Consider the following 14,482-nt stretch of genomic DNA (forward strand, 5'->3'; position numbering starts at 1 on the left):
ACTGCCGCGCCGCCGCTTCCGCTTGCCCAATCTCGGTGATCGCCACGCCCGCCGCGACCGGCGCCCCGTAGCCCTTCAGCACTTCCTTGGCCTGATATTCGTGGATGTTCATCTGTGGTCTTCCTCGGCGGGGAGGGGAAAAGGAACGGGCCGCTCGATGAGCGGCCCGGCAAAATCACTTCAGCTTCGGCGCGATTTCCGCGCAGGCTTCCATCAGGCCCTTCACCGCCGCGACGGACTTCTCGAACTGCGCCTTTTCGTCACTGGCGAGGTCGATCTCGATCACCCGCTCGACACCGTCGGCGCCGATGACACAGGGCACGCCCACATACATGTCCTTGAGACCGTATTCGCCCTTGAGGTTCGCCGCGCAGGGCAGCACCCGCTTCTTGTCCTTGAGGTAGGATTCGGCCATCTGGATCGCCGAGGCGGCCGGCGCGTAATAGGCCGAGCCGGTCTTCAACAGGCCGACGATCTCCGCGCCGCCGTCGCGGGTGCGCTGGACTATCTCCTCCAGCCGCTCCTTCGAGCACCAGCCCATCTTGACCAGATCGGTGAGCGGGATGCCGGCGACCGTCGAATAGCGGGTGAGCGGCACCATCGTGTCGCCATGCCCGCCCAGCACGAAGGCGGTGACGTCCTCGACCGAGACCTTGAATTCCTCGGCGAGGAAGGTGCGGAAGCGGGCGGAGTCGAGCACGCCGGCCATGCCGACGACCTTGGCCTTGGGCAGGCCGGAGAATTTCTGCAGCGCCCAGACCATGGCGTCGAGCGGGTTGGTGATGCAGATGACGAAGGCGTTGGGCGCGTATTTGGCGATGCCGGCGCCGACCTGCTCCATGACCTTGAGATTGATCCCGAGCAGATCGTCGCGGCTCATGCCCGGCTTGCGCGGCACGCCGGCGGTGACGATGCAAACCTCGGCACCCTCGATAGCAGCGTAATCGTTGGCGCCGGTCAGATGCGCGTCGAAGCCCTCAACCGGAGCCGACTGGGAGATGTCGAGGGCCTTGCCCTGCGGCGTCCCCTCGGCGATGTCGAACATCACGACGTCGCCGAGTTCCTTCAGGCTCGCCAGATGGGCGAGCGTGCCGCCGATCATGCCGGAACCGATAAGTGCGATCTTCGAACGGGCCAAGGCCTCTTCCCTCCTGATGCCGGCCGGCCTCGGCATCGCACCGGAAGCGGACCTCTGGTTATCGCGCGGGCACGGCGGATGGAACGCTCGCTCCGCCGAGCCTCGTCTCCTGGGAGCCGCCGCAGCGGGCTAGGCTGAGCGCAGCCGTAAGGCTGATGTCTGAGCGGCGCCCCCCGTTGCGGCGAGGCAATAGACCGGCTCACCGACAGATGCAACCGCCGCCAATCTGACCTAGGAAATTCAATCGGTTAGAATAGTTTGGGCTTACGTAAACGTAAGAACAATTGACCTAATGACCGAGCTTCCGGCGCCCTATTGTTTCGTTAGTCCTACTTTCCTGTTCCTGTTCGCGGACGGGATCAAAGCTTGCCCTTCGAGCGTAACTGTCCGAGTTCGATCCTGGGAACGTGCCTTCCCCCCCACGATGCGGTGGCGCGTTCGGTGGTCCGCTGACCGCGGTGATATCCGGTCAGGAGCGCCGCGCGGTTCGATGCGCCGCATCGCGCGTCGTCCCGCTCCTTGCCAAGCATCGGCGCCAAGGTGCTGGGAATGGCCGGTCGAATGGGTTCTATCAGTGCAGGTTGGTATTAACCGGAGGCGCCGGGTGTCTGGGCTAGATAATCGTCCGATCGCATCTCGACGAGTCGGGAGACGGCGCGATCGAACTCGAAAGCGACGGTGCCCGAGCTCCCCCGATAGAGCCGATCCGCCGGCGCTTCGGCGGACATCACCAGCCGCCGACTCGCATCGTACAGCGCGTCCACGAGGGTGATGAAGCGCTTGGCTTCATTGCGCTCGGCCTGATCCATCACCGGAACCCGGTCGAGCATCACCGTGTGGAAACGCCGCGCGATCGCCAGATAGTCCTGCGCGCCGAGGGGGCGCTTCAACAGATCGTCGTAGGAAAAGCGCGCCGCCCCGTTACCGGCGCGCGGCACCTTCACTGTTCGTCCCTTCACCGAAAGCGACGCGGCGCCTTCCTTGGTGCCGTCAAGCAGCGTCAGCCAGATTGCGTCCATCCGGGCCTCGGCGGTCGGATCGAGCGGCGACAGATAGACGTCGTCGCGGCCGATCGCAGCAAGCCGGTAGTCTTCCGCGCCGTCGAGCGGGACGATATCGGTATGGGCTTTGAGAATGTCGATGAACGGCAGGAACAGCGGTCGGTTGAGACCGTCGCGATACAGATCGTCGGGCGCGACATTGGACGTCGCGACGAGCACGACGCCGTTTTCGAACAACGCCTTGAACAGCCGCGACAGGATCATGGCGTCGGCGATGTCGGTCACTGCGAATTCATCGAAACACAGCAGTCGGACATCCTTGGCGATCTGGCCGGCGACCGGGCCGATCGGATCGTCGCCGCTGGCTGTTCCCGCCTTCACCGCCTTGCGATGGGCGCCGATGCGCTCATGAACGTCGCCCATGAAGGCATGGAAATGCACCCGCCGTTTCGCCGACACCGAACTCTGGCGAAAGAACATGTCCATGAGCATGGTCTTGCCGCGACCGACATCGCCATGGATGTAGACGCCGCGGATCGGGTCAGCCTCGCGCTTCTTGCCGAACAGCCAGCCGAGAGCGCTCTTCTTCGAGGCGACGGTGGCGGCCGAGAGCGTCTGATCGATGTGGTCGAGCCGGTCGGCAAGCGCCCTTTGACCCGGGTCCGCCTCGATCTCCTGGATGGCGATCAAATGCTCCAGCGCCGAGCGGACAGGTCCTTGCGCCTTCCTGTCGTCGCGCGTGGCGGTACTCGGCATCATTCCTCGAAGGGTCGTTGGTAAAGCTGGCGACAACCTGGGCCAGGATCACGGCAAAGTCTGGCAGCCGAGCCGAGCAGCCTGGCTTGGTCCGAAGCGTGGCCGGACAGCGTCATGCGCGACGCTGTCCGGCGCCGGTGCCTACCGGTAGAGGCTGATCGGCTGGCCGCTCTTGGTACGGCCCTCGTAGCGCGATCCGCCCGACGAGCTCAAATTGGCGACATTGGAGCCGCCGGAATCCTTCAGCACCACCTGATTGCCCGAGACGTCCCAGGCACTGACGTCGGCGACTGCGCCAGGGCAGCCGCGTGATGCCGCCCGATAGCCGCCGGTCCACTTGGTCAGCGACAAGATAATCTGGCAGTTGCCGCCCGTCGTCGTCACCTTGTAAGCGCCGAGCACGGAGTTGCGCGAGATTGGCCCGCTGCTGACAGATGCGACCTTGGTCTCCTGATTTGTCGAACCGTCGACAGATGCATTCTGGCCGGTCTGGTCCGTCTCGTTTGCCATCACATCGGTTTCGCTTTCGAAGGGCGAATTCTGCGACGTCGACGGTGCCGCCGGCGGTGGCGGTGGCGGCAGTTGCCGGGCCGCAACCTGCTGCCGCGGTGCCGGGGTCAGCGGCGCCGGCCCGCTGCTCTCGAAGGACGGCATCGAGCGCGAACAGCCCGCCGCCAGAAGCAGCGTGACGAGTACCGCGCCCGTCCTGGTCAAATTGGTCATGAGATTACCCCGTGCATGTCTTGTTCCTTGCGGTCCCGGGCCGACACGCCCAAGACATTCCTCGTCATAAAGCGGACCACTGCCACGCTTCGCAAGGCTCAATTGTGTCGAAATGCAACAGAAGTCGGTTCATGTGACCCGCAATCCACGAAAACCGACCGAAAAAGGACGGACCTGCCAGGTCCAAACGCGCGGCCGAGCTTGTTCAAGCGTCGGCGAGCGCGCGAGAAAAATCCCCGGTTTCCGGGTTCATCACCCAGAGTTCGCCGGATCGGATGTCGACCCACGCCCCGTGCAGCGACAGCGCACCCTCGCTTTCCAGTTTTTCCACGGCGGGAAACGTCCTGAGATTGGCGATGGAATAACGAATGGCGATGCGCTCCAGCGCCGCCTGCCGCTCGTTCGCGGTCATGTGATCGTTGGCGCCGACCGCCCGCGCCACCGGATCGAGAAGGCTCATCCACTTGCCGATGAAATCGCCTGGCGACAGCGGCTCGGCGGCCGGCGACAGCGCGGCGTGGATGCCGCCGCAGCCACCATGGCCGAGCACGACCACATGCTCGACCTTGAGCGCGTGCAGGGCGAATTCCAACGCCGCCGAGGTCGAATGAAATTCTCCGTCCGGCGAATGCGGCGGAACAAGATTGGCGACGTTGCGCACGACGAAAATCTCGCCCGGCGCCGTGTCGAAGATCGTCTCGGGCGCGGCGCGGGAATCGCAGCAGGCGATCACCATCGTTTTCGGGCTTTGTCCGGCCTCGGCGAGCTGCCGCATGCGCTGACGTTCCTGCGGCAACCGCTTGTCGACAAAAGCGCGATAGCCATTGAGGAGGTGGTCGGGAAGAAATTTCGTCATGCGGCGATCAGTAGCGCTTCGCTGCGGCGCAATCAATTGCCCTGCCGCCGCCCACACACAGCCCGACAGCCGCACCGATCAAGCCCGGCGCCCGCCGCCGGGATAGGCGAGGCTCCGGGTCTGAACCATCGCCATCGGATGCTTGAGACTGTCACTATCGGTTTCGAGCGTCAGTTCGTCGGCACCGCGCTTCGTCGTGCGGGCGAGGATTTCGAACACCGTCGCCGTGGTCGTCCGCAGTGCCTTTTCGACGGGTAGTCCGGCGAGGATGCGGGCGAGATACACCGCTGCGGTCAGATCGCCGAGACCATGCGGCGGATTCTCGATCACCCGATGTTCGGCGAGCATCGCCTGGAAATCATGCACCAGGAGATTGCCGATCCCACCGCGGAGCATCGCGAAGGCCGAGGTGACGATGACGGTTCGGGGGCCGAGCGCGGTGGCGGCCTCTATCAGATGGACGTTGTCGGTCAGTTCCAGACTGCAGAGGAATTCCAGCTCGAAACGGTTCGGCGTCGCGATATCGGCGAGCGGAATCAACCGGTCGCGGATCGCCTCCAGCATCGCCTGCGGCTGGTACAATCTGCCGCTATCGCCGATCACCGGATCGCAGATATAGATCGCGTTCGGATTGACTCGCTTGACGGCTTCGATCAGGCGCCTGATGGGTTCGATCTGATCGCCGGAGCCGAAATAGCCGGTGAGGATCGCGCCGACCTCACCGAGCCAGGGTGCCCCCGCCAGATCGTCGATCAGCGCCGAGAATTCAGCTTCCGGCGGAACGATCCGGGTGGCTGGTCCATGGCCCGGATGCCAGGGCAGAGTCACGGTGGGAACCGACCAGACCGGGAAGCCGAGGGATTCCAGCGCGAACACCGCCGCGCGGTTGCCGACGGTGCCGCGCGCCACATGGCTCGACACCGAGATCACGGCCGGCCGGTCGCTCTGCTGAATGGACTTGGCTGTCGGCATGGGCGGCCGTTCAATCGCTGGCGAGCTGGATGGCGAGAAGGACGGCGAAGACGATGAAGCCGACGATCGCGGCAAGACGTCCGATGCGCGTGCCGATGACCTCGATCCGATCGTTCGGATCGGCGTCGCGCGCCATGAAATGATCGCGCGTCCTGAACAGCATCGCCTCCGTGTGCCCGCCGACCTGCGGCTCGGTCTCCTGGCGCACGCGGTCGAGGATGGCTTTTGCCTCGCGCTGCCGCTCGTCGTCGTGATGATGGCCGGTCATGCGAAATCTCTGTCGCAAAAGCCGGTCGAGAGCAACCGTGAGTGTGGCTGGCACCTTCTGGAACTCACCAGGATGGTCTACATAGTCGCCGACGGGCCGCCCCGCCCATGACCGGAGACCCACCATGCCTTCCCTTGCCGCCGCCCGACCGCCCCGTATTCGCGCCTTCGTCACCGCGTTCGTCATCGCCGTCCTTGCTCCGCTGCTGTCGGCCTGCGGGATCAACGCGATCCCGACTTATGAGGAGCAGGCCAAGGCCACCTGGGCGCAGGTCGAGAACCAGTATCAGCGCCGCGCCGACCTGATCCCCAACCTCATCGAGACGGTCAAGGGCTTCGCCGCGCAGGAGCGCGAGGTGCTGACCGCCGTGGTCGAGGCGCGCGCCAAGGCGACGCAGACGCAGATCAATGCCGATCAGCTGACCGACCCGGCCGCGATCCAGAAATTCCAGGCGGCCCAGGACCAGCTCTCCGGCGCGCTGTCGCGCCTGCTGGTCACGGTCGAGCGCTATCCCGACATCAAATCCAACCAGAATTTCCTGGCTCTCCAGAGCCAGCTCGAAGGCACCGAAAACCGTATCTCGGTCGCTCGCCGCGACTATATCGACGCGGTCCGCGTCTATAACACCGAGCTGAAAACCATCCCCGGCCGCTGGATCGCCGCGCTATTCTATCCAGAGGCAAAGGAAATGCAGGCCTTCACCGCGACGGCCGGCGCCGAGACGCCGCCCAAGGTCGACTTCGGCCAATGAGGAGTACGCCAGCATGGCGATGACGCCGCGGCGCGATACGCATCCCACCCGGCCTTGGCCCGCGCTGCGCCGTGTCGCCCGGCCGACCCTTGGCGCCGCCACCTGGCTGGGCCTGGCTATGGCCCTGTTGCTGGGGGCCGCGGCCCCCTCGGAGGCGCAGGAATTCCCGCCCCTCACCGGCCGCGTGGTCGACACCGCCGACCTGCTCGACCCGGGCGCGGAAGCGGCCCTGACCGAGAAGTTGGCCGCCTTCGAGGCGCAGTCGAGCGACCAGGTCGTGGTGGCCACCATCCCCGACCTGCAAGGCTACGACATCGCCGACTATGCCAACCGGCTGGCGCGGCAATGGGCGATCGGCCAGAAGGACGAGGACAACGGCGTCCTGCTGCTGGTCAGCCGCGACGATCGCAAGGTCCGTATCGAGGTCGGTTACGGTCTCGAGGGCACCCTGACCGACGCGCTGTCGACGCTGGTCATCCAGAACGACATCCTGCCGGCCTTTCGAAGCGGCGACTATCCGGCCGGTATCGTAAAGGGGGTCGACGGCATCCTGCAGGTCCTGTCCGGCGACGCGGCCGAGCTAGAAGCGCGGGCTCAGCGCAATGAATCCTGGTCCGGCGGCGAGGTCTCGGACTGGCTGTTCACGCTGTTCTTCGTTGGCGTCTGGGTCTTCGTGATCGGCAGTTTCGTGATGACCAATCTCGCGCGGCGCCACGGCCGCAAGATCGGCAAGAACCGCTATCGCTGGCTCGGCATGATCTGGGCCCTCGATGCCGCCGGCAGGTCGCGACGATCCGGTCATGGCGGATTTTCAGGTGGCGGCGGCGGTTTCGGCGGCGGCGGCTTTTCCGGCGGTGGTGGATCATTTGGCGGCGGCGGATCGTCGGGGAGCTGGTAGATATGGCGCATCTCAGTTTCACCGAGGCCGATCATGTGCGCATCGCCGAGGCCATCCGGGCCGCTGAAGCGGCCACCACCGGCGAGATATACGCGGTTTTCGCGCGCACCAGCGACGCCTATGTCTTCGTGCCGGCGACGATCGCGCTCGCCTTGTCGCTGGTCGCCGCGCTGCTGGCGGCGCTGTTCGCGCCGCTAGCCGGCTTGGCGATCTCGGGCCTGGCGCTGGTGACCAGCCAGCTTGCCGCGACACTGCTGCTGCTGGTGCTGTTCGCGGTCGTCCCGTCGCTGCGCATGGCGTTCGTGCCGCGCGCCGTCGCCGAGGATCGCGCCCATCGCATGGCGCTGTCGCAGTTCTTCGCCCACAATATCCATGCAACCGTCGGGCGGACCGGAATCCTCGTCTTCGTGTCCGAAGCCGAGCGCTATGCCGAGATCGTCGCCGACGCGGAGATCGCCGCCAAGGTGCCGCAGGAGGCCTGGGATGCCATCGTCACCGACCTCATCGCCGCCGCCCGGGACAACCGCCTGCCCGAGGGCTATATCCAGGCCGTTACCGCGGCCGGCGCGATCCTGACCGAGCATTTTCCCGGCGACCATGCCAATCCGAACGAGATCGACGACCGGCTGGTGGAGATTTGAGGGGAGCGAATTGCCCGAGAAATGGAATGCGAGGCTTCCGTCTCGGGACGAAGCTCTGAGACGGGGTCCGCCAGGCAGCTCTCGGCTTCCTGTGGCGAGAGCTGCCGTAACCATGGCATCATCGGCTTTGCGGCATCGACTCCGGTCGAAGATATGCCGACATGTGGGGAACGTAATCGGCTTTTCCGAGCTCTACCCCTTGGCTTCGCAGGATGGCGTAGGCTGTAATCAGATGAAAATAGAATTGGGCCAGCGCCCAGTCCCGCGCATATTGCTCGCCGGTCATGTCGAAGACGAGGCCGTTCGGAAGTTCGATTGTGATCGTGCGTTTCGTGCCCGCGTCGAGCGCATCTGATCCAAGCCCACCCAGCAACGACAGAGTTTGATCGATCCGGGCCTGTGCATCCGAAAGTGTACCCGGCTCTTCACCCGCGCTTCTGCCCGCCCGACCCAGCTGCTCTAACGTCTCTGGCAGGGGATCCCCCGGAGTCGGAATGTTGCTTCCTGCGCCTGCAAACAGGCAAAGCAGACCTGGGATGAAAGGGGGTACATGTCCGGCGCAAGTCGCGCGGACAGCAGCGCCTCGGCGCCGGCGTCCGGGATCTGCTTCTGTGCCTTGTCAAGCCAACCCGATAGGGCGCGCAGCATCTGCGTGTAGGTTGGGACAAGAAGGTTGGTCAGTGACATGGGGTACTCCTGAAACCTGATGGTCTGACACCAGACCGTACGAGGCTGCGATCGGACAGCCCTGTTCCGGATTAGTCGGATCGCTCGGAGATGACCATCAAGGGTCGGAGACCGTCAACATGATTGGCGGGCCCTTTTGGATCGTGGCGGACGGGTCCGCTTTTTTTTCACCGCGCCATCGCGTGATAGGCTGCGTTCGGCTTCATATCCGTCGCGGAGGCGACCCGGTTCGACATGGCGAAGAACGCCGCCACCGAGGCGATGTCGAAGATCGCCCGGTTCGAATAGCCGGCGTCGCGCAGCGCCTGCCGGTCCGCCTCGACGATCGTGTCCGGCCGCTCGGTGAGCTTGACGACGAAATCCAGCATCGCCGTCCGCTTCGCGTCGAGCCCGGCCGCGCGCCAGTTTTGCGCGATCGTCTCACCGAAATGCGCGTCGCCGGCAAGCTGCCGGACGGCGGCCCCGTGCGCGGTCAGGCAGTAATGGCAGTGGTTGATCGCCGAGACGACCACCGCGATGATCTCGCGATCGAGCTTGTCGATCTCGCTCTCGCCCAGCATCAGCTCGTTATAGAAGGTCGAGAACGCCTCGAGCTTCTTTTCGTCGAAGGCGTAGGCGACGAGCACGTTTGGCACGAGGCCCAGCTTCTCCTCGCATTTGGCGAAATAGGTTTTCGTACGTTCCGACAATGGTTCGGCGACGCCGAGATCGAGCGCGGTAACGGCATCTTGATGGTCGTCTTCCATGCTTCCTCCCCCAGATGAAATGCCGTGTGGGAATGCCCGCAGGCATCGCACACTGGCGCCACTCCCCTATGATAGGGTGCTTGGACAGACAAGGCGACGCTTGGAGCGCGGCACGAATGGACCATCACGAGATCAGCAAATCCGCGATCCTGAGCGCCGTCGAGGCTGAAATCGGGGAAGGCCGACCGGAGGCGATTCTTGCACCGCTTCTGTTCGCCCGCCCCCCCGCCGAGGATCTCGCCGCCTTCACCCCGGACGCTCTCGCCGCCGCCGCCCGGGCCGGTATCGCCGCTCTCGATTCGCACCGCCGCGGCCGGTTCGTCGTGGCGATCGAACGGCCGGAAGCGTTCTTGCACGGCGGCGAGCTACAGGATCTGGTCACCGTCGTCAGCGACGACATGGCCTTCCTGTTCGATTCGATCACCGCCGAGATCGCCGAGACCGCGCCGGCGATCCATTACATCTCCCATCCAATTCTCGACGTGATGCGGGGCGCTGACGGGGAGATCACCAGCTTTTCCGCCTCGCATGCGAGCGACGAAACCCTGGCGGAACCGGACCGCACCAGCCTCATCCAGTTCGCCATCGACCCCCTCGGCGACGACGACGCGCCGGCTTTGCGCGCACGGGTGGAGGCGATCTTGACTCAGGTCGCGCAGGCCAACGCCGATTTCGGCGCCATGCGCGATCGCGTCAGCGAAGCGGTCGACGCGCTGCGCCAGCGGGCTGGCAGCCTCGCTTCAGACGACGCGCGGACCATCGTCGAGGAATCGGCCAATCTGCTCGAGTGGCTACGCGACGACAATTTCATCTTTCTCGGCTGCCGCGAATACGACTATCGCGGCGATGCCGAGGGCGAGGCGCTGGAACGGCGCGAAGATATTGGGCTCGGCATCCTCGCCGATCCGCGCCTGCGCATTCTCGGGCGTGACGGCCGCTCGATGACGACCACACCGGAGATTCGCGCCTTTCTGAAGGCCCCGAACCCGCTGATCGTCACCAAGGCCAACGCCCGCTCGATCGTTCACCGCCGGACCTACATGGATTATGTCGGAGTCAAGCAATATGACGCGGCCGGCAACTTTACCGGCGAATTGCGCATCGTCGGCCTGTTCACCTCGAGCGCCTATACCCAGTCGATTCTCACCATCCCCTATCTCCGCCTGAAAGCCGAAACCGTCATCGACCGGTCGGGGCTTCGTCCAGGCTCCCATTCCGCCAAGGCGCTTCTCAACGCGCTGGAATCCTATTCGCGCGACGAAGTCTTCCAGATGGACGTCGACCTTCTGGAGCGCTTCGCGACGACCATCGTCGAACTCGGCGAGCGTCCGCGCGTGCGCGTGCTGTCACGTATCGACCGGTTCCACCGTTTCGTCTCTGTGCTCGTCTTCGTGCCGCGCGACCGCTACGACACGCGGCTGCGCGAGCGCATCGGTCTTCTGCTCGCCGAGGTCTATGACGGTCATGTCTCGGCCTACTATCCGGCCTTTCCCCAAGGCCCCTTGGCCAGGGTTCACTTCATCATCGGCCGCGGGGAAGGCACCACGCCGGATGTCGACATCCCCCGCATCGAGCAGCGGATCGTCGAACTGGCGAAGAATTGGGAGGATGCCTTCGTCGCCGCGCTCGCCGATGCGGGACGGCCGCACGGACTGGGCAAACTGGTCCCCGGCCTGCCGGAAAGCTATCGCGACGTCGTCGCGCCGGAGGAGGCGATTCACGACGCGGCCGTTATCGACGACCTGTCGCCGGGTCGCGATCTCACGGTGGATTTCTACCGACGCGATGGCGACCCCCAAGATCTGCTGCGTCTGAAGATCTATCACCTGGGCGCCGCGGTGGCGCTATCGACCCGGGTTCCCATCCTAGAAAACATGGGCTTTTCCGTCGTCTCCGAGCGCACCTTCCCCGTTACGCGACCCGATGGGCAGGTCATGCATCTTCACGACATGGATCTCACCCGCGGCAATGGCGGCGACGTCGTGTTCGACGACGACGGCGATGCGTTGCAGGCGACCTTCGCGGCGGTGTGGGCCGGCCGGATCGAAAACGACGGCTTCAACGCGCTAGTTCTCGAAGCCGGCTTCGATTTCCGCAAGGCGAACGTTCTGCGCGCCTATTCGCGCTATCTGCGGCAAGCCGGACTGTCCTACTCGCCAGACTATCTGGCAGCAGCACTGTTGCGCCATCCGGCGATCGCCGCTCGGCTGTGGGAGCTGTTCGAAACCGCTTTCGACCCGGAGCGATCCACACCGCGCGGCGGCGCGGCCACCGATGGCGACGCCACCGACGAGCCCGACGCCCGCCAGGCCCGCCGGGCCGCCGAGCGGGGGGCCGAGACGATTCATGCGGCGATCATCGAGGCGCTGGACGCGGTCGATTCCATTGACGACGACCGGATCATCCGGCGTTTCATGGGCGCCATCCTGGCCACCTTGCGGACCAATTTCTACGCGGTCGACGGCACGTCGTCGGAGGCGAACTCCGAACCGGGCCGGGTTGCGCCGGCCCTAGCCTTCAAGCTCGAATCCGCCGCGGTCGAGGGGCTGCCCGCCCCGGTGCCATTCCGCGAGATCTTCGTCTTCGACGCGCGCGTTGAAGGCGTGCATCTGCGCTTCGGCCGCGTGGCCCGCGGCGGTCTGAGATGGTCCGACCGGGCCCAGGACTACCGCACCGAGGTGCTCGGGCTGGTCAAGGCGCAGCAGGTCAAGAACGCCGTCATCGTGCCGGTCGGCGCGAAGGGCGGTTTCTATCCCAAGCGTCTGCCCGACGCATCCGACCGCGACGCCTGGTTTGCCGCCGGCCGGTCGGCCTATGTCGTCTTCATCGCCTCGCTTCTGTCGGTAACCGACAACATCGTCGGCGATGCGGTCGTTCCGCCGCCGTCGGTGACGCGCTATGACGGCGACGATCCTTATTTCGTCGTCGCCGCCGACAAGGGCACGGCCACCTTTTCCGACACCGCCAACGCCATTGCCCAATCGAATGATTTCTGGCTGGACGACGCCTTCGCCTCCGGCGGTTCGGCCGGCTACGACCACAAGGCGATGGGCATCACCGCGCGCGGCGCGTGGGAGGCCGTCAAGCGCCATTTCCGCGAGCAGGGCCGGAACATCCAGGCCGAAACCTTCACCGCTGTCGGTTGTGGCGACATGTCGGGCGATGTGTTCGGCAACGGTATGCTGCTATCGCGCCAGACCCGGCTGATCGCCGCCTTCGACCATCGCGACATCTTCATCGACCCCGATCCCGACCCCTCGGTGTCCTTCGCGGAGCGCCAGCGCCTGTTCGAAAAGCCGCGCTCATCCTGGGCCGACTACCACGCGGACAGGCTGTCGGCCGGCGGCGGCATCTTTTCCCGGGGCGAGAAGCGGATCACGATTTCGGAGCAAGCTGCGGCCGCGATCGGTTGGGACCGTTGCTCGGGAACACCCGCCGAAGTGATCACTGCCATCCTCAAGGCGCCGGCCGACCTGTTGTGGTTCGGCGGTATCGGAACCTATGTGCGCGCCGCGGCGGAATCCAACGCCGAGGTCGGCGACCGCGCCAATGACGCCGTCCGCGTCACCGGCCTGGAGCTTCGGGCCAAGGTGGTGGGCGAGGGCGCCAATCTCGGCGTTACCCAGAAGGGGCGGATCGAATTCGCGCGCGCAGGCGGCCGGATCAATTCGGACGCCGTCGACAACTCGGCCGGCGTCAACACCTCCGACGTCGAGGTCAACATCAAGATCGCCTTGAAGAACGCGATGGAGGCCGGCCGGCTGACCCGAAGCGACCGTGACGCGTTGCTGGCCGGCATGACCGACGAGGTCGCCGAACTGGTGCTCGCCAACAATTACGAACAGACCCTGGCGCTGTCGTTGGAAGAGCGGGAGGGAGCCGGCGCGCTGGCGCTCCAGGCCCGGTTCATGACGGTTCTCGAAGCGGAGGGGACCCTCGATCGCTCCGTCGAGACCCTGCCGGGAGAAACCGCGATCGGCGATCACAGGGGCAACGGTCGCGGCCTCACGCGGCCGGAAATCGGCGTCCTGATCGCCTACGCCAAGATCACGCTGTTCGATCAGCTGGTGGCCGGCACGCTGACCGACGACCCCTATTTCGAAGATCGGCTGCTGGACTATTTTCCTGTCCCGATGCGCCACGACTTCGCCCGGGATATTCGCGGCCACCGGCTCTCCCGCGAGATCGTGGCGACCGTCCTCGCCAACGAGATCGTCAATCGCACTGGCCCGACCTTCGTCACCGTTATGCGCGAGGCGCGGGGCGCGTCGCCCTCGCAGATCGTGCGCGCTTTCGTCGCGGCGAAGGACGGCCTCGACGTCACCGCGATCTATGAGCGGGTGGACGCGCTGGATGGTCGCCTCTCGGGCGAGATCCAGAATGCGCTTTACGCGGAGATCGGGCGGTTTCTCCACCGCACGACCCGCTGGTACGCCCAGAACGAGCTCTTCGAAACCGGTCTCACCGGCGCGGTGGTGAGCAGCCGGGACGCCCTCGATCAGCTGAAGCCGAAATTGCTGCAGCTGGCGACGGACGTCGCGCGCGCCGAGGCCATGGCCCGCGCCGATGGCTGGATCGAAAAGGGCGTGCCCGCCGACCTCGCCGGCGAGATCTCGCTTCTGCCGCTGCTGTCCCTGGTGCCGGACATCGCCTCTGTCTCACGTGAAACATCGGCGTCGCTGGAGGCGACGATCGAAACCTACTTCGGCATCACCCGCCTGTTCGGGATCGGCCGGCTCGAAGCAGCCTTGTTGACCCTGCAGACCCCCGACTATTACGAGACCTTGGCACTGGACCGCGCCGCCAGCGAGATCGCGGGAGCCCGTCGATCGCTGACCGCGGCGGCCCTGCGGCAGCATGGCAGCGCTGGCGACGACGCCGCCGGTGCCTGGGCCGAAAGCCGACGCGGCGCCGTCGATCGCATCGCCGGCCAGATCGCCGCGCTGGCGGGGACCGGCGAGACCTCCGTCGCGCGGCTCACCGTCGCGGCGGGGTTGCTGTCGGACCTGGCGGGATAGCGAGCGGCCGCCTGATGGCGACGGGCG

At 65.4% G+C, this 14,482-nt stretch carries 13 protein-coding genes; 4 read left to right on the top strand and 9 right to left on the bottom strand.

Translation table 11 applies throughout. The features are described from left to right. Positions 1–175 precede the first annotated feature (175 nt). From mdh to ING15_RS15980, 6 genes are all read right to left on the bottom strand, one after another. Positions 176–1,138, bottom strand: coding sequence for a malate dehydrogenase (mdh, locus tag ING15_RS15955; RefSeq protein ID WP_206455836.1), 963 nt, complete (start codon positions 1,136–1,138; stop codon positions 176–178). Between the two features lie 587 nt (positions 1,139–1,725). Continuing rightward, positions 1,726–2,895, bottom strand: coding sequence for a cell division protein ZapE (gene zapE, locus ING15_RS15960; protein ID WP_206455837.1), 1,170 nt, complete (start codon positions 2,893–2,895; stop codon positions 1,726–1,728). 141 nt (positions 2,896–3,036) lie between these two features. Continuing rightward, positions 3,037–3,618, bottom strand: coding sequence for a protease inhibitor Inh/omp19 family protein (locus ING15_RS15965; protein ID WP_206455838.1), 582 nt, complete (start codon positions 3,616–3,618; stop codon positions 3,037–3,039). Positions 3,619–3,823: 205 nt separating this feature from the next. Further along, positions 3,824–4,474, bottom strand: a complete 651-nt coding sequence (locus ING15_RS15970; RefSeq protein WP_206455839.1) for a carbonic anhydrase — start codon at positions 4,472–4,474, stop codon at positions 3,824–3,826. 78 nt (positions 4,475–4,552) lie between these two features. After that, positions 4,553–5,446: a pyridoxal kinase PdxY gene (pdxY, locus tag ING15_RS15975; protein WP_206455840.1), complete on the bottom strand. Its 894-nt coding sequence runs from the start codon at positions 5,444–5,446 to the stop codon at positions 4,553–4,555. A gap of 10 nt (positions 5,447–5,456) precedes the next feature. After that, on the bottom strand, positions 5,457–5,714 hold the full coding sequence (locus ING15_RS15980; RefSeq protein WP_206455841.1) for a hypothetical protein: 258 nt from the start codon (positions 5,712–5,714) through the stop codon (positions 5,457–5,459). 124 nt (positions 5,715–5,838) lie between these two features. On the opposite strand from ING15_RS15980, the gene ING15_RS15985 reads away from it, so the two are divergent. The 3 genes from ING15_RS15985 (at position 5,839) to ING15_RS15995 (ending at position 8,004) form a co-directional block, all read left to right on the top strand. Next, complete coding sequence (locus ING15_RS15985; protein WP_206455842.1) at positions 5,839–6,465, top strand: LemA family protein; 627 nt, start codon at positions 5,839–5,841, stop codon at positions 6,463–6,465. Positions 6,466–6,583: 118 nt separating this feature from the next. Continuing rightward, positions 6,584–7,363, top strand: coding sequence for a TPM domain-containing protein (locus tag ING15_RS15990; protein WP_206455904.1), 780 nt, complete (start codon positions 6,584–6,586; stop codon positions 7,361–7,363). A gap of 2 nt (positions 7,364–7,365) precedes the next feature. Further along, complete coding sequence (locus tag ING15_RS15995) at positions 7,366–8,004, top strand: TPM domain-containing protein (RefSeq protein ID WP_206455843.1); 639 nt, start codon at positions 7,366–7,368, stop codon at positions 8,002–8,004. A gap of 118 nt (positions 8,005–8,122) precedes the next feature. On the opposite strand, the gene ING15_RS19995 is transcribed toward ING15_RS15995, so the two are convergent. From ING15_RS19995 to ING15_RS16010, 3 genes are all read right to left on the bottom strand, one after another. Further along, positions 8,123–8,542, bottom strand: a complete 420-nt coding sequence (locus tag ING15_RS19995) for a DUF1993 family protein (protein WP_206455905.1) — start codon at positions 8,540–8,542, stop codon at positions 8,123–8,125. Continuing rightward, positions 8,464–8,691: a DUF1993 family protein gene (locus ING15_RS19770; RefSeq protein ID WP_206455844.1), complete on the bottom strand. Its 228-nt coding sequence runs from the start codon at positions 8,689–8,691 to the stop codon at positions 8,464–8,466. Before ING15_RS19770 ends, ING15_RS19995 begins: the two co-directional genes overlap by 79 nt. A 167-nt stretch (positions 8,692–8,858) precedes the next feature. Then, positions 8,859–9,437, bottom strand: a complete 579-nt coding sequence (locus ING15_RS16010) for a peroxidase-related enzyme (protein WP_206455845.1) — start codon at positions 9,435–9,437, stop codon at positions 8,859–8,861. A 116-nt stretch (positions 9,438–9,553) separates the two neighbouring features. Here ING15_RS16010 and ING15_RS16015 point away from each other — a divergent pair, with 116 nt between their 5' ends. Continuing rightward, on the top strand, positions 9,554–14,455 hold the full coding sequence (locus ING15_RS16015; RefSeq protein ID WP_206455846.1) for an NAD-glutamate dehydrogenase: 4,902 nt from the start codon (positions 9,554–9,556) through the stop codon (positions 14,453–14,455). Positions 14,456–14,482 lie beyond the last annotated feature (27 nt).

Source organism: Aurantimonas marina, assembly GCF_017183135.1.
Classification (GTDB): domain Bacteria; phylum Pseudomonadota; class Alphaproteobacteria; order Rhizobiales; family Rhizobiaceae; genus Aurantimonas; species Aurantimonas marina.